The following is a 22,049-nucleotide window of genomic DNA, read 5'->3' on the forward strand; positions in this document are numbered from 1 at the left end:
GTCGGCGACATGGGGGGGCCATCCGTTCTCGTATGTGAACACGGAATGCCTTTATGAACACAGGCGTTGGCCGGTGACCATAGGTACAGACCATGTCCGCGTCAAGAGAAGGCGCACCCCGGAAGACCCCGCCGGTCCGGCCCCCGTCGAGCCCTGACCGTCCCGTCAGGCCTTGACCGTGAAGCCGTGCTGCCGGCCGAGCTTCTTGAGCGTAGTCTGCCCCGGGATGCCGTTCGCGTCGCCGCCGCTGAAGCCGTAGCGGCGCTGGAGGGCCGCGTACGCCTCCACGGTCCTGGTGCCGAAGGAGCCGTCGGCCCACTGCGCGGGCAGCAGCCCCTCGGCGACCAGGGCCTTCTCGACGACCAGGACGTCCTTCTTGTGCGTGGTGCCGCCCTGGGGCAGCCCCGGGTCGCGGCGCGCGGCGGCGATCAGGTTGCTCAGGTCGACGACGGGCCTGGCGGGCGTGGTGCCGCTGCCGGCCGGGGCCGCCGCGAAGAGGGCCGCCTTGTCGATGTTGCCCGGATCCCAGTGGTCGTTGCCCGGGATGTTCGCGTGGCCGTAGTGCCCGCCCTTGCTCATCCAGACCGCGCGGGGGCGGTTGGTGGCGTCGGCGCCCGAGGTCGCCAGACGGCCCGCCGGGAAGGTGTCCGGGATGTTCCAGGAGCGGATCGCGGCCATCATGGCGCGGTAGTTGGGGCCCGGCTTCCAGGTCTTGGTGAACGGCTTCGCGGCCCGTCCCAGCACCTCGATCTGGATGCAGACCTTCCCGACGCGGTTGGTGCGCGTCGACCCGTCGTTGCGCAGCGCCCGCGCGCTGTGGTTGAGCGGGCCGAACTGGCCGAGCCGGTCGGTCGTCGGGTCGTACAGCAGGTGCGGTTCGGCGGACACGCTGATCAGGTGCGCCGACACCGCCTTGAAGGCCGCGTCGCCCGTGCCGCTCTCCGTGGTGTGCCAGACGACGCGGCCCGGGATCGACGGAAGGTCCATCGCGCCCCCGATGCTCCCGTCGCCCAGCCGCTGGGCCTTCTCGATCCAGTTGGTGGCCATTGCGCTCCCCCATGGTTGCCGGTGATCAACAAGTCGGTTGTGGCGCGCGGGAGTTGGGGACCCCACCCCGTCCGTCGCCACGTCCAGGGTGACGCAGCGTAGCCGCTTTCGGGTTGCGACTCGGGCTTTTCTTCACCCGTTCGGCCCACGTGTCGGACCTCGAAAAGCATGAATGTCCCTACATGAAGGGGAAAGGAAGGCGCGCACGGGAGGGACACCGCGGTCGCCGCCGAGGGCCGTCGCCGCCCGGTCCCACCAGCGGGGAACGCCGAAGGGCCGCATCCCCCTGGAGAGGATGCGGCCCTTCGTGCACTTCTGTGCGTGGGGGTCTAACGGACCTCGGTGATCTCCGGTCCGCGCTGCAGCTGCCCCATGCCGCCGGAGAAGCGGGAACCCGCCTGCTCCTCCTGCTGCACACCCTCCGCGACCATCTGCGCGTCGTCGGGCAGCTTCAGGACGATCGGGTCGCGAGGGGCCATCGGACCCTCGCCGCGGACCACCACGGTGTCCCGGAAGATCTGCTCCAGCAGACCGGCGGCCTGCGGCTGCACCGCGCCCTGCCCGGAGATCACTCCGCGCAGGAACCAGCGGGGCCCGTCCACGCCGATGAACCGGACCACCTGGAAGCCGCCGGTCCCGTCCGGCAGCTGCACCGGCACCTGGGCGCGCAGCTCCCAGCCCAGCGGGCCCTCGACCTCGTCGATGACACCGCCCTGCTGCGTGATCCCGGTGGCGATCTCCTCGCGCACCTCGCCCCAGATGCCCTCCCGCTTGGGAGCGGCGAAGGCCTGCAGCTGGACCGCGCTGTCCTTGAGGACCACGGTGGCCGCGACGATCGCGTCGCCCGCCACCTCCACCCGCAGCTCCATGCCGTCGACCCCGGGTACGAAGAGGCCGCCCAGGTCCACCCGGCCGTCGGCCGGGTCGCGCACCTCGGTGCTGTCCCAGGGACCGTCGGGGCGCGGCTCCGGTTCGAGCCTCACGCGCTCGCGCTCCGCCCCGTCCGCCTCAGTGTCGACGCCGTCGACGACCTGCTCGGCCTCGCCCGCCGCGTCCTCGGCGGCACTGCCCTTCTTGCGACGTCCGAACACGTCACTGTCCTTCCCGGTCGGATACGACCGAAGCGTATCGATTCCCACCCGTTGTGCCGCCCACCGCGGAATGCCCGCCGGTGGACCCGAAGCCCCCTGCGGCCCGCGCCGAGTCGGGAAGCTCCGCGACTTCCTGGAAGCTCACCTTCTCGACCTGCTGGACGACCAGTTGGGCAATCCGGTCGAAGCGCTCGAACCGCACGGACTCGCGCGGGTCGAGATTCACCACGATCACCTTGATCTCCCCACGGTACCCGGCATCAACCGTCCCCGGGGCATTCACGAGGGCGACACCGCAGCGGGCGGCGAGGCCGGAACGGGGGTGCACGAAGGCCGCGTACCCCTCGGGGAGCGCGATGCACACCCCGGTGGGGAGCACGGCGCGTTCGCCCGGTTCCAGCACGCGGCTCTCGGTGGTCCGCAGGTCCGCTCCGGCGTCACCGGGGTGCGCGTACTGCGGAAGCGGTACGTCCGGGTCGACGCGCTTGATCAGCACGCCCACCGGAGCCCGCCCGGGGGTCACGGGTTCACCTCGAAGGCACGGGCCCGGCGGACCGTGTCGGGGTCGTCCATGGCCGCCCGGATCTCCTCCTGGCGGCCGTTGTCCACGAAGTGGTCGACCTTCACCTCGACGAAGAGGGCGTCCGCGCGGACGGCGACGGGCCCGTCGGGGCCGCCGATGCGTCCGGTCGCGGTCGAATAGATCTTGCGTCCGGCCACCGCCGTGACCTCGGCCTCCAGGTGCAGCACGGTGCCCACGGGCACGGGCCGCACGAAGTCGGTCTCCAGCCGGCCGGTCACCGCGATGGTGCGCAGCAGCCAGTTCAGCGAGCCGAGGGTCTCGTCGAGCGCGCTGGCCAGGACGCCGCCGTGCGCGAGGCCCGGTGCGCCCTGGTGCGCGGGCTGCACGGTGAACTCGGCGGTGATCCGCACGCCCTCGCCCGCCCGGGCCGCCAGGTGCAGCCCGTGCGGCTGTCCGCCGCCGCAGCCGAAGCACAGGTCGTAGTGCGCGCCCAGCAGCTCGCCGGGGGCGGGCGCGTCGGGATGGCGCACCGGCGCCACGGCGTCGGAAGGGGGCCGCAGGGCCGAAGATGTACCACTCACAGGCGCAGACCTTACCTCCGCGTCGGAGGCCGGGACGCACCGTGGCAGGCTTGGCGGTATGCAGCCTTCCGCCCCGCCGTACGAAGAACGTCTCACCGCACCGCGCTCCTGGTGGTTCATCTGCCTGCTGGTGGGCCTCTCGATGGCCCTGGTCCTGCTCCCCTTCGGCACGCTGCCGCTCTTGGGGGGCCTGGTCGGCGGCACGGCGGTGGCGGCGGTGGTGGCCAGTTCGTACGGCTCCGCGCGGATCCGCGTGGTGGGTGGCTCGCTGATCGCGGGCGACGCCCGGATCCCGGTCACCGCACTGGGCGAGGCCCACGTCATGGACGCCGAGGAGGCCCGCGCCTGGCGTACGTTCAAGGCCGACGCGCGTGCGTACATGCTGCTGCGCGCCTACGTACCGACGGCCCTGCGCGTGGACATCACCGACCCCGCGGACCCGACGCCGTACGTGTACCTGTCGACGCGCGACCCCGAGCGCCTGGCGGCCGCCCTGGCCGCGGCGCGCACGGCCGCGTAGACGTCCGGTACGAAAACTTTTCCTTCCGCAGGCCGGAACTTTGCCCGCGGGCGGACCCCCGCGCGCGGGCCGCTTCCCGGCCGGTCCCGGGACCGGTGTCCCGGCTCCCGGGTCAGCTCCCGAGCTCCCTCGGCAGGTCGCCCATGTCCAGCGGCCGGGCCGGCCCCTCCAGGGGCGGCAGGGCGGGCAGGGCGTCCCAGGGCACCTGCACCTTGCGGAGGTCCCTGCGGACCCGGTCCGCGAGCTTCCTCGTGTCACGGCGGTTCATCGCCGCTCCGACGGCTGCGCCCACCATGAACGGCATCAGGTTCGGCAGGTTCCTGACCGTGCGCTTCATGATCTGCTGGCGCATCTCGCGCTTCACATGGCCCCCGAGGGCCGCGTTGAGCGTCGACGGCTTGGTCACGTCGATGCCGCGCTCCTCCGACCAGGAGCCCAGGTACGTGGTCGTGCGTTCCCGCAGACTGCCCGGCGGCCGCAGGCCGTAGACCTCGTACAGCTCGGCGATCAGCTTCAGCTCGATCGCGGCGACCCCGGTGACCTCGGCGGCCAGCTCCGTGGGCATCGCGAGCGGTACCGGCATCATCGCGGCGGCACCGATTCCCGCGCCCACCGTGGACGTCGCGTTGCACGCGCCCGCGACGAGCTTGTCCGCGAGCTGCTCGGGGCCCAGGCCCGGGAACTGCCTGCGGAGCGTCGCGAGGTCGCGCACGGGGATGCGCGGGGCGATCTCGATGATGCGGTCGGCGAGGTTCGCCAGGGCGGCTCTGGCCCGGCTGCCGCTCTTGCGGACGCCCTCCTTGACGCCGTGGCCGACGGCGGCGGCCCGGCGTCTGGCGACAGGCGCCTTCGGTTCCGGCACCTCAAGGGCACCGGAGGCGCCTGTCGCGTCCGTCGGTTCGAGCGAGGCCGAACGGCCTCGCCCGTCGTCGTACGTACCGTCCTGGGACGGCTGGTCCGCTTCCCGGTCACGGAAGCGGCGCTTCCAGGGCGGGGTCGAGCCTGTCACGGCCGACCCTGCCTCAGTCGCAGTCGCGGCAGATCGGCTGGCCGTTCTTCTCGCGGGCCAGCTGGCTGCGGTGGTGGACCAGGAAGCAGCTCATGCAGGTGAACTCGTCCTGCTGCTTCGGCAGGACCCGGACGGCCAGCTCCTCGTTCGAGAGGTCCGCTCCGGGCAGTTCCAGGCCTTCGGCGGCCTCGAACTCGTCCACGTCGACCGCCGAGGTCGACTTGTCGTTCCGGCGGGCCTTCAGTTCCTCAAGGCTGTCCGAGTCGACGTCGTCGTCGGTCTTGCGTGGGGTGTCGTAATCCGTTGCCATGTGTCGCTCTCCCCCTCTGGGTGTCTGCAGTGTCTCAGCGCACGTAACGCGTGAGAGGCCGGACTTGTGCCCGACCTGAGGCGGAGATTTTGCCTCACATCAAGGTCTGTTACTCAATCGACACCCAACCGCACTCGCGAAGAGTGATCGGCTTGGATGGCGAACGGGACCGTACACGGTTCGAATGCCGCACTTCAAAGGCGTCTCACCGTGTACTTCCCGTGATTCCAACTCCCGAAAACCCGGATTATCCCGGCTTTACGACAGCCTGTTGATCACGGAGGGTGGATGGTCCGAAATTCGCCCCTGTGATCGATCACACAGAAGCGCACTGTCCGGCTACCCAGAAATTTCCGCGCAAAGCGAACATCGCCGCGTGTCGGCGACATGGTCTCAGATGGGCAGGGCGACGCGCATCACCAGGCCCCCTCCTTCACGCGGCTCCGCGAAGATGTGGCCGCCGTGGGCGCGGGCCACCGACCTGGCGATGGACAGGCCCAGGCCCACTCCCTTGTCGCTTCCCGTCCGCTCGGTGCGCAGCCGCCGGAAGGGCTCGAAAAGATTGTCGACCTCGTACGCGGGAACGACCGGTCCCGTGTTCGACACCGTGAGGACCGCCTGGCCGTGCTGCACGGCCGTGACGACGTCGACCCAGCCGTCCTGCGCCACGTTGTAGCGCACGGCGTTCTGGACGAGGTTCAGGGCGATCCGCTCCAGCAGGACGCCGTTGCCCTGCACGACCGCCGCGGCCCGCTCCCCGCGCACCTCCACGCCCTTCAGGTCCGCCTCGCCGCGCACCTGCTCTATGGCCTGCGCGGCGACCTCGGCGAGGTCCACCGGCTTGCGCTCGACGATCTGGTTGTCGCTGCGGGCGAGCAGCAGCAGGCCCTCGACGAGCTGCTCGCTGCGCTCGTTCGTGGCGAGCAGGGTCTTGCCCAGCTGCTGCAGCTCCACGGGGGCGCCCGGGTCCGAGAGGTGCACCTCCAGGAGGGTGCGGTTGATCGCGAGGGGCGTGCGCAGCTCGTGCGAGGCGTTCCCGACGAACCGCTGCTGGGCGGTGAAGGCGCGCTGCAGCCGCTCCAGCATGTCGTCGAAGGTGTCCGCCAGCTCCTTGAGCTCGTCGTCGGGGCCGTCCAGCTCGATGCGCCGGGAGAGGTCCGAGCCCGCCACCGCGCGCGCGGTGCGGGTGATGCGGCCCAGCGGCGAGAGCACCCGGCCTGCCATCGCGTACCCGAAGGCGAACGCGATCACGGCGAGGCCGAGCAGCGCCATCAGCGAGCGGCTGAGCAGGCCGTCGAGCGCGTGCTGGCGCTGGACGGCGGTGCACTCCTTGAGCATCGCGTTCAGCTCTTCGTTGCTGCCGGCGCCGCTCAGCTGCGGACAGGTGTCACTGGTGAGCTGGAGGTTGCTGCCGGTCACCTTGAAGTCGACGCCGCTGCCCTCGTGCAGGGCCTGGGCCGCCAGCAGATAGATGATCGACAGCAGCAGGATGCCCGCGATCAGGAACATCCCGCCGTACAGCAGCGTGAGCCGTATGCGGATGGTCGGGCGCAGCCACGGGAACGGCGGCTCCGGCTTGCGGGGGTCCCAGGTGGGTTTCGGCGGCGCCTTGGGCGGAGCGGGGGTCGTGGTCATCGCCGGTCAGATCCGGTACCCGGAGCCCGGCACGGTCACGATGACCGGGGGCTCGCCGAGCTTGCGGCGCAGGGTCATCACCGTGACGCGCACGACGTTGGTGAACGGGTCGGTGTTCTCGTCCCAGGCCTTCTCCAGGAGCTGCTCCGCGGAGACGACCGCGCCCTCGCTGCGCAGCAGCACCTCCAGGACGGCGAACTCCTTGGGCGCGAGCTGGACCTCCCTGCCGTCGCGGAAGACCTCGCGGCGGTTGGGGTCGAGCTTGATCCCGGCGCGCTCCAGGACGGGCGGCAGCGGCATGCTCGTACGCCGGCCCAGCGCACGCACGCGTGCCGTCAGCTCGCTGAACGCGAAGGGCTTGGGAAGGTAGTCGTCGGCGCCGATCTCCAGGCCCTCCACCCGGTCGCTGACGTCCCCGGAGGCCGTCAGCATCAGCACGCGGGTGGGCATGCCGAGCTCGACGATCTTGCGGCAGACGTCGTCGCCGTGGACCAGCGGCAGGTCGCGGTCGAGGACGACCACGTCGTAGTCGTTGACGCCGATGCGCTCCAGGGCGGCCGCGCCGTCGTACACGACGTCGACGGCCATGGCCTCCCGGCGCAGTCCGGTGGCCACCGCATCGGCGAGCAGCTGCTCGTCCTCGACGACGAGTACACGCACGTCGCTTGTCCTTCCTCCGTCCACCCGCGCGGCGGCTTCACGGCACGCGCGGGCGGTGTCTGATGGGGCCCTCCCGCTCGAACGCAGCCGGGAACAGGGAGGGTGCGACTCCATCCTGCCCTTTTCGGCCATAAGTCGGCTGTAAGACGGGTTCGCAGGCCCGGGAATGCGAGATTTTCTCGTGCGGTTGAGGTTTCTGCGGAAGAGAGCCGGGGGAGGACGGCTTTACACCCCGCGATCACGCTCTGCTCGTACCGCACCACCTTGCGGTACGGCTCGGTCCGCTTCCCGCAGGGCGGGCGTGGGTGTCCGGCACCGCTGCCGCCCGGTCGGGCGGCGCCGGGCACCTGGAGATGTGATCGCCCCTTCCGAATGGCACACCCCCGTGCCACCGACCCACGACCCAGGACGAGGGGGCGCAGCATGGACGCATTCACCTCAGGACTTCTGCAGCGCATAAGGACGACCGAGTCCGACCTGACGATGGCCCGCGAGACCGGCGACGACTTCCTCGCGGAGGTCGAGCAGGCGGAACTCGACGACCTTCACCGCCTTGCCGCGGAGCACGGTGTGCAGCTCGGCGCTTCGCACGTCTGATCCAGTTCGGTACGAGAGCGGGGCCCCGGGATCCAGCCCGGGGCCCCGCTTCGTCGTTGCCGGCCGCTTGGTACCAGCCGTTCGGTGGCTGCCGTGCGGTGTCAGTCGTGCCAGGCGCCGAGTTCGTCGAGGCGGGCCTGCAGGGGTTCGAAGAGGCCGGGCGGGGCGGCCACCGTCAGATCGGTCGAGAGCGGGTCGCCGGGGCGCCCGCCGGTCAGCGCGCCGGCCTCCCGGGCGATCAGGTCGCCGGCGGCGTAGTCCCAGGGGTTCAGCCCGCGCTCGTAGTACGCGTCCAGCCGGCCCGTCGCCACGTCGCACAGGTCGATCGCCGCCGAGCCGGCGCGCCGGATGTCGCGGACCTGGGAGATCAGCTGCCCGAGCACCTCGGCCTGGCGGGTCCTGCGGTCCGCGAGGTAGCCGAAGCCGGTGCCGACGAGGGCGAGCGCGAGGTCGGGAGCGGGCCGCACGCGCGCGGGACGGTCGTTCACGTACGCCCCGCCGCCGAGGACGGCCCGGTAGGTCTCCCCCCGCATCGGGGCGTGGACGACGCCGACGAGGGTCTCGCCGTCCTTGCGGGCCGCGATGGACACGGCCCAGCCGGGCAGCCCGTACAGGTAGTTGACCGTCCCGTCGATCGGGTCGATCACCCACTGGACGCCGCTGGTCCCCTCGACGTCGGCCCCCTCCTCGCCGAGCACGCCGTCGTCCGGCCGCACCTCGGCCAGCAGGCCGGTGATCAGCTTCTCGGAGGCGATGTCCATCTCGGTGACGACATCGACCGCGCTGGACTTGGTCGCCGCCACCCCCAGGTCGTCGGGGCGGCCGTCCCTCAGGAAGGCGCCCGCGCGGTGGGCCGCGTCCAGCGCGATCTCCAGCAGCTCGGCCTTCAGCTCGTCGTTCGCGGTGGCGGTCACGGGGCTCCTCATGCGTACGGGCTGTCGGCGCCCGCGGCGGCGGGCTTGGGGTTGCGGGCCGGGCAGCAGCCCACGGGGCAGAGATTGTGGCTGGGACCCAGGGCGCCGAGCGCGCAGGGAGAGACGTTCCTGCCGCTCTCCGCGGCGGCCCGCTCCAGGACGAGGTCGCGGATAGCGGCGGCGAACCGCGGGTCGGCGCCGACGGTGGCCGAGCGGCGCACCGGCAGCCCCAGCTCGGCGGCCTTCGCGGTGGCCTCCGTGTCGAGGTCGTACAGGACCTCCATGTGGTCCGAGACGAACCCGATGGGCGCCATGACGACGGCCGGGACGCCGGCCGCGTGCCGCTCCTCCAGGTGGTCGCAGATGTCCGGCTCCAGCCACGGGATGTGCGGGGCCCCCGAACGCGACTGGTAGACGAGCTGCCACGGGTGGTCGGTGCCGGTCCGCTCGCGCACCGCGTCGGCGACGAGCCGGGCGACGTCCAGGTGCTGGCGCACGTACGCCCCGCCGTCGCCGTGGCCCTCCACCGGTCCGGAGGTGTCCGCCGCGGCCGTCGGGATCGAGTGGGTCGTGAAGGCGATGTGCGCGCCCGCGCGGACGTCCTCGGGCAGCTCGGCGAGGGACTTCAGGACCCCTTCGACCATCGGCTCGACGAAGCCCGGGTGGTTGAAGTAGTGCCGGATCTTGTCGATCCGCGGCAGCTCAAGGCCTTCGGCCTCCAGGGTGGCCAGGGCGCCGGCCAGGTCCTCGCGGTACTGCCGGCAGCCCGAGTACGAGGCGTACGCGCTCGTGGCCAGCACCAGGATGCGGCGGCGGCCGTCGGCGACCGCCTCGCGCAGCGTGTCGGTCAGGTACGGGCCCCAGTTCCGGTTGCCCCAGTACACCGGCAGGTCGAGGCCGTGCTCGGCGAAGTCCTTGCGCAGGGCGTCCAGCAGGGCGCGGTTCTGGTCGTTGATCGGGCTGACCCCGCCGAACAGGAAGTAGTGCTGTCCCACTTCCTTGAGGCGTTCCTTGGGGATGCCCCGGCCGCGTGTCACGTTCTCCAGGAACGGGACCACCTCGTCGGGGCCCTCGGGGCCGCCGAAGGAGAGCAGGAGCAGGGCGTCGTAGGGGGTGGCATCGAGCGCGTCTGGCATATCTCGATCCTGCCATCCGCCTCCGACAACCGGGCACCGGCAGGGGGGTCTGTCGGCAGGTGGGCGGGGTCACCGGCCGTCGGCACGTATGCGTCGGGGTCACCGCACCCGTAAGCTGTATCGACGAACTTCACGCCTTACCGGACCTCACCGGAGAACCCCCGTGCCCAGCCCCTACCGCGCCCTGTTCGCCGCCCCCGGCTCCAAGGGCTTCACCACCGCGGGTCTCCTCGGCCGGATGCCGCTGTCGATGATGGGCATCGGCGTGGTCACGATGATCTCCCAGGTCACCGGGCGGTACGGGCTCGCGGGCGCGCTGTCGGCGACCATCGCGCTGTCCGCGGCGGTGCTCGGCCCCCAGATCTCCCGCCTGGTGGACCGGTACGGGCAGCGGCGGGTGCTGCGGCCCGCCACCCTGGCCGCGCTCACCGCGTCCGCCGGGCTCCTGCTGACCGTCCACCTCAGGGGGCCGGACTGGGTCCTCTTCCTCTGCTCGGCCGGCATCGGCTGCGTACCGAGCGTCGGGGCGATGACCAGGGCGCGCTGGGCGCTGATCTACCGGGGCAGGCCCGAGCTCCACACGGCGTACGCCTTCGAGTCCGTCGTCGACGAGGTCTGCTTCATCTTCGGGCCGATCGTCTCCATCGGCCTGTCCACCGTGTGGTTCCCGGAGGCCGGACCGCTGCTCGCCTCCCTCTTCCTCGCGGCCGGGATCTTCTGGCTGACGTCCCAGCGCGCCACCGAGCCGGCGCCGCACCCCCGCGAGCACCACACGGGAGGCTCGGCACTGCGCTCGGCCGGACTCCAGGTGCTGGTGGCCACGTTCGTGGCGACGGGCGCGATCTTCGGCGCGGTCGACGTGGTCACCGTGGCCTTCGCCGAGGAGGAGGGCCACAAGGGCGCGGCGAGTGTCGTGCTGGCGGTCTACGCGGCGGGCTCCTGCGTGGCGGGGGCGGTCTTCGGGCTGCTGCGCTTCTCCGGGGCGCCCGCCCGCCGGTGGGCCCTGGGCATCTGCACGATGGCCGTGAGTATGATCCCTCTGCTACTGGTCGGGAACCTGCCGTTTCTGGCCGTGGCGCTGTTCGTTGCGGGCCTGTCCATCGCGCCGACGATGATCACGACGATGGCCCTCGTCGAACTGCACGTACCACGCGCGAAACTGACCGAGGGCATGACGTGGGTGAGCACGGGCCTCGCGGTCGGGGTTGCGCTCGGTTCCTCCCTGTCCGGCTGGGTGATCGACTCGGCCGGGGCGCGGGCCGGGTACGGGGTTCCGGTCGCGGCCGGCGCCGTCGCGGTCGCGGTGGGTTTCCTCGGGTATCGCCGGCTCAGCAGGCCGGTTCCGCAGCGGGGAGGGACCCATGAAGAGCACAGTGAGCGGGAAGAGCGTCACCTGGCGTAACTGGGCCGGGAACGTCACCGCCCGGCCGGCCCGGGAGGTCGCCCCGGCCTCCGTCGAGGAACTCTCCGCCATCGTGCGCAAGGCCGCGGAGGACGGGCTGAGGGTCAAGGCCGTCGGTACGGGCCACTCCTTCACGGCGGCGGCGGCCACCGACGGTGTGTTGATCCGCCCTCATCTGTTGACGGGCATACGCAGGATCGACCGCGAGGGCGGCACCGTCACGGTGGAGGCCGGTACGCCGCTCAAGCGCCTCAACCTGGCCCTGGCCCGCGAAGGGCTCTCGCTCACGAACATGGGCGACATCATGGAGCAGACGGTGTCGGGCGCGACCAGTACCGGTACGCACGGCACCGGCCGCGACTCCGCCTCGCTCGCCGCCCAGATCAAGGGCCTGGAGATGGTGACCGCCGACGGCTCGGTCCTCACCTGCTCCGAGAAGGAGAACCCCGAGGTCTTCGCGGCGGCCCGGGTGGGTCTCGGCGCCCTGGGCGTCATCACGGCGATCACCTTCTCCGTGGAGCCGCTCTTCCTGCTGACCGCGCGCGAGGAGCCCATGGGCTTCGACGAGGTGACGGACTCGTTCGAGGAACTGTTCGCGGAGAACGAGCACTTCGAGTTCTACTGGTTCCCGCACACCGGCAACTGCAACACCAAGCGCAACAACCGCAGCGCGGGCCCGGAGCGGCCGGTCGGCACCGTCCGCGGCCTCTACGAGGACGAGTTCCTCTCCAACGGCCTCTTCCAGGCCGTCAACTACGTGGGCCGGGCCGTCCCCGCCACGATCCCCTCGATCGCGCGGATCTCCAGCCGCGCGCTGTCCGCGCGCACCTACACCGACATTCCCCACAAGGTCTTCACTTCTCCGCGCCGGGTGCGCTTCACGGAGATGGAATACGCCGTTCCGCGGGCCGCCGTCGTCGAGGCGCTGCGCGAACTGAAGGCCATGGTCGACCGTTCGCCACTGCGTATCAGTTTTCCCGTCGAGGTGCGCACGGCCCCCGGGGACGACATCGCCCTGTCCACCGCCTCCGGCCGGGACAGCGCGTACATCGCGGTCCACATGTTCCGGGGGACGCCGTACCAGGCGTACTTCAGCGCCGCGGAGCGGATCTTCACCGCGCACGAGGGCCGGCCGCATTGGGGCAAGGTGCACACCCGCGACGCCGAGTACCTGGCCGGCGCCTATCCGCGCTTCGGCGAGTTCACCCGGCTGCGCGACCGGCTCGACCCGGAACGGCGCTTCGGCAACGACTACCTGCGGCGGGTCCTCGGCGAGTAGCCCGGCCCGACCGACCGGTTGCCCGCGCACAGGAGACGGGGGCACGAGGACCGCCCCACGCCCGGCGATCATGTGGAGAACAGATATCGGCTTGATCACCGAAGCGTCACTTCCGGTGTCCAACTCCCGTCGCCGGACAGAAGTTCGGCGGCGTGCCGATCCACGCAAGTGGCCCGAATGGAGTACTGTTGCGAGCCCTGGGTCCGGACACTCACCAGGCCGTCCGGGGCCTTCCAGGACCGCCGGGAGGGGGCTCGTTGCACAGGGTGATGAGGTTCGTCACTTAGCGTTGCGAATAGGTAACCGTGCCATAACGGCGAGTTCGGGCCACGGTCCGACACGCCGGGCAACTCGGCAAGGTTGTGGCAGGCTGCACCCGGGCAGGCCACACTCGACTAGCGGAAGCAGCGACGCACGTGACGTCGGCAGGCACCACCCGGGAGGTCCCCATGCCCGAACTGCGTGTCGTGGCCGTCTCCAACGACGGCACACGGCTGGTGCTGAAGGCTGCGGACAGCACGGAGTACACGCTTCCGATTGACGAGCGTCTACGCGCCGCCGTACGCGGCGACCGTCCCCGCCTCGGCCAGATCGAGATCGAGGTGGAGAGCCATCTCCGCCCCCGAGACATCCAGGCGCGCATACGCGCGGGAGCATCCGCCGAAGAGGTCGCCTCGCTCGCCGGCATCCCCGTCGACCGTGTGCGCCGCTTCGAAGGCCCCGTGCTGGCCGAGCGCGCCTTCATGGCGGAGCGGGCCCGCAAGACCCCCGTCCGCCGCCCCGGTGAGACGACCGGCCCCCAGCTCGGCGAGGCGGTGCAGGAGCGCCTGCTGCTGCGCGGCGCCGACAAGGAGACCGTCCAGTGGGACTCCTGGCGCCGCGACGACGGCACCTGGGAGGTCCTGCTGGTCTACCGGGTGGCGGGCGAACCGCACTCGGCGAGCTGGACGTACGACCCGCCCCGGCGGCTCGTCCAGGCCGTCGACGACGAGGCGCGCTCGCTGATCGGCGAGTCCGACGACCTCGCGGCGGCCGAGCCCAGCTTCCCGTTCGTGCCGCGCATCGCCCGACTGCCGCGCGACCGCCCCCTCGACCGCTCCCTGGACCGGCAGATCGAGCGGCCGAGCCTGCCGGGACCGCCCTCCGAGGCGGACCTGGAGGAGAGCGTCGGCGAGCGCGACTCGCTGACCAGCCTCCTGGAGGCGGTGCCCAGCTTCCGCGGCGACATGGTCGTGCCCGAGCGGCCCTCGGCCGCGCCCGCCGCCTCGGCGGCCCCGGCCACGGACCTTCCCGAGACGGAGGAGGCGCCCGCTCCGGAGTCCGAGGTGGAGGAGCCGCCGGCTCCCGCGGCCTCGGCCGGTTCCGCCTACGCGGACGTGCTCATGCCGCGCGCGGTGGCCAGCCACCGGGAGCGGCTCGTCGGGGCCACCGACCGGCAGGCCGAGGCGGACGGTGTCCGTCCGGGACGCAGAGCGGCCGTGCCGAGCTGGGACGAGATCGTCTTCGGGACGCGCCGCAAGAAGCAGGACTGAAGCAACAGGACGCCTGGGAATCACCGATTCGGCGCGAKCCCCCGCCCCCAGGCGTCCTTCGGTCTACTGCGGGTCGGGCCCGGTCGCGACCGGGCGGTTCTCGTCCCGGGACCACTCCGACCAGGAACCCACGTACAGCGCGGCCGGGACGCCCGCGACCGCCAGTGCCAGCACCTCGTGCGCACCGGAGACGCCCGATCCGCAGTAGACGCCCACCTCGGTGGTGCCGTCGGCGCCCAAGGACGAGAAGCGGTCGGCGAGTTCGGCGGCGGGCCGGAACCGGCCGGATCCGGCCKCGTTCTCCGTGGTCGGCGCCGAGACCGCGCCCGGGATGTGACCGCCGACCCGGTCGATCGGCTCGACGTCGCCGCGGTAGCGCTCGGCGGCCCGGGCGTCGAGCAGCAGACCGGTGCGGGCCAGCGAGGCGGCGCCGTCGGCGTCCAGCACGGGCAGCGCCCCGGGAGCCGGTACAAAGGTCCCGGCGGCCGGCGCCGTCCGGCCGCTCTCGACCGGACCGGTCCAGGCCGGGAGGCCGCCGTCAAGTACACGCACCGACGGGTGACCCGTCCAGCGCAACAGCCACCAGGCGCGCGCGGCGGCCCAGCCGAGGCCCCCGTCGTACACGACGACGTCCCGGTCGGCGGACACCCCGGCCGCGCGCATGGCCGCGCCGAAGGCCTCCGGGTCGGGCAGCGGATGGCGGCCCGCCGCACCCGCGGGACCGGCCAGTTCGGTGTCGAGGTCCACGTAGACGGCCCCCGGGATGTGCGCCTCCTCGTAGGCCGGGCGCAGGTTCGGGCCGCCGAGCTGCCAGCGGACGTCGAGCACGGCCGGCGGGTTCGGGCCCGCCAGGTCGCTCGCGAGTCGGGATGCGGAGATGATGGCGTTCATGGTCACCATCCTCGCGCACGGGGTGGCTACATCGTCCGGGTCCGGCTACTGTGCTCCGCCGGGCCGCCCCGGCCACGCGGCGTACCGGTCCGGACACGCGCCGTACGACCGGCACGTACGATGCACGGCCGGAGCGCACCACGTACGGCCGGAACGCACCGTGTACGGCCGGGGCGCGGCCCGCCCCGGGTGGTGCGACCATCGGCACCGGGCACCCGATCCGCGCAGAGGCGGTCCGGGAGGCGGAAGCGAAGCGGCCCCGCGAGGCGCCGAGGAGAGGGTGACGATGACCGAGGCACCGGGGTCGGCCGGCCCGAACGGCACTGCGTACGCGCCCGGCACGCCCTGCTGGGTGAGTCTGATGGTGCACGGGATGGCCGCGACCCAGGAGTTCTACGGGGAACTGTTCGGCTGGGAGTTCCGGCCCGGCCCGCAGCAGCTGGGCGCGTACGTGCGGGCGCGGCTGGACGGGCACGAGGTGGCGGGCATCGGGCTGCTCCCGGTCGACCGGCACCTGCCCGTCGCGTGGACCCCCTACCTCGCCTCGGACGACGTGGACCTGACGGCGGAGACGGTACGGCTCTGCGGCGGCACGGTCGGCGTGGGGCCGCTGGTCGCCGACGAGGCGGGCCGTCTGGCGATCGCCTCGGACCCCTCGGGCGCGGTGTTCGGCGTCTGGCAGGCCGCGGCCCACCTCGGCGCGGGCATCACCGGCGTCCCCGGAAGCCTGGCCTGGAACGAGCTCGTCACGCGTGACTCCGAAGGGGTCGCCAAGTTCTACGAGACGGTCTTCGGCTACGAGCGGGAGGCCGTGGTCTCCGCCGACTTCGACTACCTCACCCTGCACGTCAAGGGCCGCCCGGTGGCCGGCATCCACGGCGTCGGCGGGGCGCTGCCCCGGGACCGCGGCGCCCACTGGATGACGTACTTCGAGGTCGCGGACGTGGACGCGGCGGTGACCCAGGCCGTCGACCTCGGCGGGCACGTCCTGCGGGCGGCCCACGAGAGCCCGCAGGGGCGGGTCGCCACGGTGGCGGACCCGGAGGGCGCGGCGTTCTCGGTGGTCCGGACGAGGCGCTGAGCCGCCCGGGCCGCCCCGTTCCGCCGCAGCCGGGTGCGAGCCGTCAGCGGCGGGCCGCGGCGTCCACCGGCAGGACGTCCGGGGAGAGCGCGCCCGCCCTCGCGGTGGCCGCGGTCGTCCGCCGGCGGTGGTGCCGGCGGCACAGCACCTCGTAGCCGATGTCCTCCGACTGGTCGACGTCGCCGACGACGACCTGCGCGCCCTCCACGACCATGTGGCCGCCTATCGTGCGGGCGTTGTGCGTGGCGCGGGCCCCGCACCAGCACAGGGCCTCGACCTGCAGCACCTCGACGCGGTCCGCGAGTTCGACCAGGCGCTGCGAGCCGGGGAAGAGCTTGGAGCGGAAGTCGGTCGTGATGCCGAAGGCGAAGACGTCGATGTCCAGGTCGTCCACCACGCGGGCGAGCTGGTCGATCTGCTCGGGGGCCAGGAACTGCGCCTCGTCGGCGATGACGTAGTCCGCGCGGCCGCCCCGCGAGAGGTGCTCCACGAGGTACGCGTACACGTCCTGGTCGTCCTCGACCTCCACCGCGTCGGTGACGAGGCCGAGGCGGGAGGAGAGCTTGCCCTCGCCCGCGCGGTCGTCCCGGGTGAAGATCATGCCCTGCAGCCCGCGGGCCGAGCGGTTGTGCTCGATCTGCAGAGCCAGCGTCGACTTCCCGCAGTCCATCGTTCCGGAGAAGAACACCAGCTCGGGCATGGGGAGTCGGGCACCTTTCAGCGAAAACGTTTCGGCGGGGACTTCTCGGCAGGGCTTGTGAGCAGGGGCGGTTCGGGGCGGGCGCGGGGTCAGGAACGTACTTCCAGGAGCGGGACGTGCTGTTCCGCGGGGGTCATCGAGCCGTGGTTGCCGACCATCAGCGACTCCTTCGGCTCGCGCTCGGACGCGGTGATCAGCACGTCGTCCCGGGCCGCCGCGACGACGTCGCCGATGCGCCCGTACACCCGCTCGTCGACCTGCGGTCCGAACCAGCCCGCCGCCACCGCCTCGTCGCGCGAGGCCACCCAGAACTGCTCGCCGAGCACCTCGCGCCAGCAGGTCAGGACGTCCGACGCGGCGCCCGGGACGGCGTAGACGTGCCGGGCGCGGCCCTCGCCGCCCAGCAGGGCGACCCCCGCGCGCAGTTCCCAGTCCGCGTCGAAGTCGATGCGGTGCTCGTCGTCGAAGGGGATGTCGAGCATGCCGTGGTCGGCGGTGACGTAGAGGGCGGCGCGCGGCGGCAGTTGCTCGGCCAGCCGCTGCACCAGCCGGTCCACGTACATGAGCTGCCCGCGCCAGGCGTCGGAGTCGACGCCGAAGCGGTGGCCCTTGCCGTCCACCTCGGCGTAGTACGTGTAGACCAGCGAACGGTCGCCCGCGGCCAGTTGCTCGGCCGCGCAGTCCATCCGGTCCTCGCCGGTCAGCCGGCCGTGGAACGTCCCGCCGCTGAGCGCGACCTTGGTCAGGGGCGTGTTCTGGAAGTGCGGTGACGACACCTGGGCGGTGTGCACGCCCGCCGCGTCGGCCAGCTGGAACACCGTCGGGTACGGCTGCCACACGGCCGGCTCGGTCCAGGGGATCCAGCGGAGCTGGTTCATCAGCTCACCGGTCTTCGGGTCGCGCACCGTGTAACCGGGCAGGCCGTGGGCCCCCGGCGGCAGTCCGGTGCCGACCGAGGCGAGCGAGGTCGCGGTGGTCGCGGGATAGCCCGCGGTGATCGGCCGGCCGGTGCCGCCGCGCGAGCTGTCCAGCAGGGAGCTCATGAACGGCGCCTCGTCCGGATGCGCCCTCAGCTGCTCCCAGCCGAGGCCGTCGATCAGGAAGACGCAGTTCCGGTCGGCCTGGCCGAGCTCCGGGAGCGAGGCGGTCATGTCCGGTACGCCCATGCCGGCGGCCAGGGTCGGCAGCAGGTCGGCGAGGGAGCCGGTGCCGTACTCGGGGACGGGCGCGGAGTCGACGGTGAGTGGTTCCGGGTGGTGGTCCCAGGCGGCCTGGGACATCAGCGGGTGACGTCCGCGGTCGCCTCGGAGAGCGACTGCGCGAAGGCGAGCGTCTGGCGCACGGCGTCCGGGCCGTCCCCGGCCTCGCTGACGCGCAGGCTCAGGTCGTCCGCCGTGGAGCTGCCGGTGTAGCCGTGGTCGGCCTCGCAGTTGGAGTCGCCGCAGGCCGCGGGCTCCAGGTCGATGCGGGCGACCGCGCCCCAGCCGATGGTGAGGACGACCTCGCGCGGCAGCGTCCCCACGACGTACTTCTCGGGGTTGGCCACGACCCGGCTGAGCACCACCGACGAGATCCGGCCGAGCTTCACGGACTCGGTGGAGGTGGTCGCGTACGGCGTCGGCGACGTGCTGTCCGCCGCCTGCTCGTCCGTGTGGCTCACGATGAAGCGGTTGCCGGTGAGGACGAGCACCGTGACATGCCGGCGCACCTCGTTGGCGTCGAACGTGGTCTCCTGGTGGACCAGGTACGACCGGATCGGCTCGCCGCCCACAGCGGCCTCCACCGCCTCGGCCACGAGGGCCGGGTAGTAGCCGCTGCGCTCGATCGCCGCTCGCAGCCCCTGGGTCGTCGTACTGGTCTTGGCCATGACGTCCATCCTACGGTGGCCCACTGACTGCGAGGCACCGCTCAGTACACGGGAAGGGTGCGGGGGCCGAGGTCGTCGCGGGCGGGCGGCGGGGCGAGCCGGACGGAGGCCCCGAGCACGCTCAGCCCGCGCGGGGCGACGACGACGGGCTCCAGGGAGACGGAGACGACCTCGGGGTGGTCGTCGACCAGGCGTGACAGGCGGAGCAGCAGTTCCTCCAGTGCCGCGACGTCCGCCGGGGCGGAGCCCCGCCAGCCGAAGAGGAGCGGCGCGGTCCGGATGGACCGGACCAGGGAGGCGGCGTCGCGGTCGGTGACCGGGATCAGGCGGTGCGCGGTGTCCCCGAGCAGCTCGGACGGCGCTCCGGCGAGGCCGAAGGAGAGCACCGCCCCGGCCGCCGGGTCGATGACCGCGTGGACGACCGTGTCGACGCCGCGGGGCGCCATGCCCTGGACCACCGGGAGCAGTTCCTCGGGCTCCCCGAACAGGCCGGTCAACTCGGCGTACGCCCGCCGCAGTTGCCCTTCGTCCGCGAGGTCGAGGCGGACGCCGCCCAGGTCGGCGCGGTGGCGCAGGTGCGGGGCGGTGGTCTTCAGCGCCACGGGGTAGCCGAGGCGCTCCGCCGCCGCCACGGCCTCCCCGGGCGTGGGCGCGGGCAGGGCGCGGCGGACGCCGATGCCGTAGCGGGCGAGGAGGTCGCAGGTGTCGTCGGGGCCGAGCGTGAGGCCGTCCTCGCCCTGTTCGCCGGCTTTTCCTGATTCTTCTCCGGCCTTCCCGGCTTCTTCTCCGACTCCTCCGGCCTCTCCGGACTCTCCGGCTTCTTCGGCGAGGAGGCGGGCGATCTGGTCGGCCGCGCCCTTCTCGTCGATGTCGTCGTACTCGGGCACCCTGCCGGGATCGGCGTCCTCGCGCCGCCACTGGCCGTACTTGACGGCTTCGGCGAGCGCGCGGACGGCGCGCTCGGCGGCGGGGTAGGCGGGGATGAGGCGGGAGTGGGCCTCTGCCCCGGGCGCGTCCTGCGCCTCTGCCTGTGCCTGTGTATCTGCGTCTGCCTGCGGGGGGTCGTCGGCCGGGCGGACCGGGTGGGCGTCACCGGTCTGCGCGGCCCCGCCCGCGGCGGGTGCGGGTGCGGGTGCGGGCTGCGGTGCGGTGCCGGTGGCCGCGGACAGGGCTTCCGCGAGCCCGCCCAGCTCCACGTGGACCACCAGGACCGGCTTGTCGGGCGCCGCGGCCGAGGCCGACCGCAGGGCCTGCGCGAGGGCGGCGTCCCCGGCGGACCGCTCCCCCACCGCCGGGATGGCGGTGACCACCACGGCGTCGCAGGCCTCGTCGGCCAGCGCCTGCGCCAGTGCGGCGCGGAAGTCCTCGGCGGAGGCGTCCGTGGTCAGGTCGCGGGGCGGCAGGGGCTGCAGACCCTGGGCGAGGCACGCGTCGTACGTCAGCAGCCCGAGCGACTCGCTGTTCCCGAGGATCGCCACCCGGGGGCCAGCGGGCAGGGGCTGGCGGGCCAGGAGCAGTCCCGCGTCGACCAGCTCCGTGATGGTGTCCACCCGGACGACCCCGGCCTGGCGCAGCAGCGCCGACACCGTGGCGTGCGGCAGGCGGGTGGCCCGTACCGCGTGCCCCTGGGGCGCGGCCCCGCCGTGCCGGGCGCCCTGGACGACGACCAGCGGCTTGGCCGCCGCGGTGCGCCGTGCGAGACGGGTGAACTTGCGCGGGTTCCCGATCGATTCCAGGTACATGAGCGCGACGTCGGTGTCGGGGTCGTCGTACCAGTACTGCAGGACGTCGTTCCCGGACACGTCCGCGCGGTTGCCCGAGGAGACGAAGGTCGACACGCCCGTCACCCCGGTGACCCCGCCGCCGCGCCGGTGCAGCCGGGACAGCAGCGCGATCCCGATGGCCCCGGACTGGGCGAACAGGCCGATGCGGCCGGTGCGCGGCATCTCCGGCGCGAGCGAGGCGTTGAGCCGCGTGCGCGGCGAGGTGTTGATGACGCCGAAGGCGTTCGGACCGATGAGCCGCATCCCGTACGTACGCACCTGACGGACGAGCGCGCGCTGGCGCTCCCTGCCCTCGGGACCGCTCTCGGCGTAACCCGCGGACACCACGACGAGTCCCTGCACGCCGTGCTCACCGCACTCCGCGACCGCCTCGGGCACCCGTTCGGCCGGAACGGCGATCACCGCGAGGTCGACGGGCTCGGCGATGTCCCGCACGCTGCGGTGGGCCGGGACGCCGGCCAGCTCCTTCTCCTCCAGCGCCCCGTTCACCGCGTACAGGCGGCCGGTGAAGCCGGCGTCGCGCAGGTTCTCCAGGACGCTGCGGCCCACTCCCCCGGGCGTGCGGCCGGCTCCGACGACCGCGACCGAACCGGGTGCGAGGAGGCGGGCGACCGAGCGCGCCTCCGCCCGCTGCTCCCGCGCGCGCTGCACGGCGAGCGAGCGGTCGGTGGGCTCCAGGTCGAACTCCAGGCGGACGACGCCGTCCTCGAAGCTGCGCTTCTGCTGGTACCCGGCGTCCGTGAACACCTTGATCATCTTGGTGTTGGCGGGCAGCACCTCGGCGGCGAAGCGGCGCACGCCCCGCTCGCGGGCGACGGCCGCGATGTGCTCCAGCAGGGCGGACGCCACGCCGCGGCCCTGGTGGGCGTCCTGGACGAGGAAGGCGACCTCCGCCTCGTCCGCGGGGGCGGAGGCGGGCATGCCGTCCGCGCTGATGCGGTCGTAGCGCACGGTGGCGATGAACTCGCCGCCGACGGTGGCCGCGAGCCCCACCCGGTCCACGAAGTCGTGGTGGGTGAAGCGGTGGACGTCCTTGGCGGACAGACGCGGGTACGGCGCGAAGAAGCGGTAGTACTTCGACTCGGCGGACACCTGCTCGTAGAAGCTGACGAGGCGGTCGGCGTCGTCGGCCGCGATGGGCCGGATGCGCGCGGTGCCGCCGTCGCGCAGCACGACGTCGGCCTCCCAGTGAGCGGGGTACTCGTGCCGGTCCGTCGGGGTCTGCATGGGCCCAGACTACGGCTCGGGTCGGACAACGGCGGGGGCCTGACGGGGCCCCGCGGAGCCCCTGTCGGGCCCTTGCCGCGCGGAGGTCCGGTGCGCACCACGGGCTCCGGGCGGGCCCCGGGTCCGCCCGGCCGGGTACGCGGACCGGCGCGGACGGATACGTGGCCCGGCGCGGGCGGGTACGCGGACCGGCGCGGACGGATACGTGGCCCGGCGCGGGCGGGTACGCGGACCGTGCCGTCGGGCTCGCGCACGGCCGGGGT

Annotated in this window: 21 protein-coding genes; 6 read left to right on the forward strand and 15 right to left on the reverse strand. The window is 72.7% G+C overall.

The genetic code is table 11. The features are described from left to right. Positions 1-165: 165 nt before the first annotated feature. The 4 genes from FGF04_RS33870 to FGF04_RS33885 form a co-directional block, all read right to left on the reverse strand. Positions 166-1,047, reverse strand: a complete 882-nt coding sequence (locus FGF04_RS33870; protein WP_149515223.1) for a peptidoglycan-binding domain-containing protein — start codon at positions 1,045-1,047, stop codon at positions 166-168. A gap of 329 nt (positions 1,048-1,376) precedes the next feature. Beyond that, positions 1,377-2,138, reverse strand: a complete 762-nt coding sequence (locus FGF04_RS33875; RefSeq protein WP_149515224.1) for a DUF3710 domain-containing protein — start codon at positions 2,136-2,138, stop codon at positions 1,377-1,379. A gap of 1 nt (position 2,139) precedes the next feature. Then, a complete protein-coding gene (gene dut, locus FGF04_RS33880; protein ID WP_149515225.1) occupies positions 2,140-2,661 on the reverse strand; it encodes a dUTP diphosphatase in 522 nt (173 codons plus the stop codon). Next, complete coding sequence (locus FGF04_RS33885) at positions 2,658-3,242, reverse strand: PaaI family thioesterase (protein ID WP_149515226.1); 585 nt, start codon at positions 3,240-3,242, stop codon at positions 2,658-2,660. The genes dut and FGF04_RS33885 overlap by 4 nt, the downstream gene beginning before the upstream one ends. A 58-nt stretch (positions 3,243-3,300) precedes the next feature. On the opposite strand from FGF04_RS33885, the gene FGF04_RS33890 reads away from it, so the two are divergent. Next, on the forward strand, positions 3,301-3,762 hold the full coding sequence (locus FGF04_RS33890; RefSeq protein WP_149515227.1) for a DUF3093 domain-containing protein: 462 nt from the start codon (positions 3,301-3,303) through the stop codon (positions 3,760-3,762). Between the two features lie 112 nt (positions 3,763-3,874). On the opposite strand, the gene FGF04_RS33895 is transcribed toward FGF04_RS33890, so the two are convergent. The 4 genes from FGF04_RS33895 to FGF04_RS33910 all read right to left on the reverse strand — a co-directional run bounded on the left by FGF04_RS33895 (position 3,875) and on the right by FGF04_RS33910 (position 7,376). Further along, positions 3,875-4,771 carry a hypothetical protein gene (locus tag FGF04_RS33895; RefSeq protein ID WP_149515228.1) on the reverse strand — a complete coding sequence of 299 codons (897 nt, stop codon included), beginning with the start codon at positions 4,769-4,771 and terminating at the stop codon, positions 3,875-3,877. A 13-nt stretch (positions 4,772-4,784) separates the two neighbouring features. After that, a complete protein-coding gene (locus FGF04_RS33900; RefSeq protein WP_005481602.1) occupies positions 4,785-5,081 on the reverse strand; it encodes a DUF4193 domain-containing protein in 297 nt (98 codons plus the stop codon). Between the two features lie 393 nt (positions 5,082-5,474). Next, positions 5,475-6,716, reverse strand: coding sequence for a sensor histidine kinase (locus FGF04_RS33905; RefSeq protein WP_149515229.1), 1,242 nt, complete (start codon positions 6,714-6,716; stop codon positions 5,475-5,477). A gap of 6 nt (positions 6,717-6,722) precedes the next feature. Beyond that, positions 6,723-7,376, reverse strand: coding sequence for a response regulator transcription factor (locus FGF04_RS33910; protein ID WP_149515230.1), 654 nt, complete (start codon positions 7,374-7,376; stop codon positions 6,723-6,725). Between the two features lie 423 nt (positions 7,377-7,799). Here FGF04_RS33910 and FGF04_RS40395 point away from each other — a divergent pair, with 423 nt between their 5' ends. Then, on the forward strand, positions 7,800-7,973 hold the full coding sequence (locus tag FGF04_RS40395; RefSeq protein WP_188114350.1) for a hypothetical protein: 174 nt from the start codon (positions 7,800-7,802) through the stop codon (positions 7,971-7,973). Between the two features lie 101 nt (positions 7,974-8,074). Here the strand turns inward: FGF04_RS40395 and FGF04_RS33915 are convergent, their stop codons facing one another. Continuing rightward, positions 8,075-8,899: an inositol monophosphatase family protein gene (locus FGF04_RS33915; RefSeq protein ID WP_149515231.1), complete on the reverse strand. Its 825-nt coding sequence runs from the start codon at positions 8,897-8,899 to the stop codon at positions 8,075-8,077. After that, positions 8,896-10,023, reverse strand: a complete 1,128-nt coding sequence (locus tag FGF04_RS33920) for a ferrochelatase (protein WP_149515232.1) — start codon at positions 10,021-10,023, stop codon at positions 8,896-8,898. The genes FGF04_RS33915 and FGF04_RS33920 overlap by 4 nt, the downstream gene beginning before the upstream one ends. A 163-nt stretch (positions 10,024-10,186) precedes the next feature. Between FGF04_RS33920 and FGF04_RS33925 the strand changes: the two genes are divergently transcribed. The 3 genes from FGF04_RS33925 to sepH all read left to right on the forward strand — a co-directional run bounded on the left by FGF04_RS33925 (position 10,187) and on the right by sepH (position 14,236). Further along, the gene (locus FGF04_RS33925; protein ID WP_149515233.1) at positions 10,187-11,425 is read left to right on the forward strand and encodes an MFS transporter; all 1,239 of its coding nucleotides are present in this window, start codon (positions 10,187-10,189) and stop codon (positions 11,423-11,425) included. Next, positions 11,385-12,704 carry a D-arabinono-1,4-lactone oxidase gene (locus FGF04_RS33930; RefSeq protein WP_149515234.1) on the forward strand — a complete coding sequence of 440 codons (1,320 nt, stop codon included), beginning with the start codon at positions 11,385-11,387 and terminating at the stop codon, positions 12,702-12,704. Before FGF04_RS33925 ends, FGF04_RS33930 begins: the two co-directional genes overlap by 41 nt. Before the next feature lie 449 nt (positions 12,705-13,153). Beyond that, entirely contained in the window at positions 13,154-14,236 is a 1,083-nt protein-coding gene (gene sepH, locus FGF04_RS33935) for a septation protein SepH (RefSeq protein ID WP_149515235.1), read from the forward strand. 63 nt (positions 14,237-14,299) lie between these two features. Here sepH and FGF04_RS33940 read toward each other — a convergent pair whose 3' ends face one another. Further along, positions 14,300-15,127, reverse strand: coding sequence for a sulfurtransferase (locus tag FGF04_RS33940; protein WP_149515236.1), 828 nt, complete (start codon positions 15,125-15,127; stop codon positions 14,300-14,302). 286 nt (positions 15,128-15,413) lie between these two features. Between FGF04_RS33940 and FGF04_RS33945 the strand changes: the two genes are divergently transcribed. Next, positions 15,414-16,208 (forward strand): VOC family protein, encoded by a 795-nt coding sequence (locus FGF04_RS33945; protein WP_149515237.1) that lies wholly within the window; start codon positions 15,414-15,416, stop codon positions 16,206-16,208. 43 nt (positions 16,209-16,251) lie between these two features. Here FGF04_RS33945 and FGF04_RS33950 read toward each other — a convergent pair whose 3' ends face one another. The 4 genes from FGF04_RS33950 to FGF04_RS33965 all read right to left on the reverse strand — a co-directional run bounded on the left by FGF04_RS33950 (position 16,252) and on the right by FGF04_RS33965 (position 21,786). Then, on the reverse strand, positions 16,252-16,908 hold the full coding sequence (locus tag FGF04_RS33950; RefSeq protein ID WP_149515238.1) for a thymidine kinase: 657 nt from the start codon (positions 16,906-16,908) through the stop codon (positions 16,252-16,254). An 89-nt stretch (positions 16,909-16,997) separates the two neighbouring features. Beyond that, positions 16,998-18,188 carry an alkaline phosphatase family protein gene (locus tag FGF04_RS33955; protein ID WP_188114351.1) on the reverse strand — a complete coding sequence of 397 codons (1,191 nt, stop codon included), beginning with the start codon at positions 18,186-18,188 and terminating at the stop codon, positions 16,998-17,000. Then, positions 18,188-18,775: a DUF5998 family protein gene (locus FGF04_RS33960; RefSeq protein ID WP_107021511.1), complete on the reverse strand. Its 588-nt coding sequence runs from the start codon at positions 18,773-18,775 to the stop codon at positions 18,188-18,190. The genes FGF04_RS33955 and FGF04_RS33960 overlap by 1 nt, the downstream gene beginning before the upstream one ends. Before the next feature lie 41 nt (positions 18,776-18,816). Continuing rightward, on the reverse strand, positions 18,817-21,786 hold the full coding sequence (locus tag FGF04_RS33965; RefSeq protein WP_149515240.1) for a bifunctional acetate--CoA ligase family protein/GNAT family N-acetyltransferase: 2,970 nt from the start codon (positions 21,784-21,786) through the stop codon (positions 18,817-18,819). Between the last annotated feature and the right edge of the window lie 263 nt (positions 21,787-22,049).

The sequence above is a fragment of the Streptomyces apricus genome (assembly GCF_008369065.1).
Lineage (GTDB): Bacteria > Actinomycetota > Actinomycetes > Streptomycetales > Streptomycetaceae > Streptomyces > Streptomyces apricus.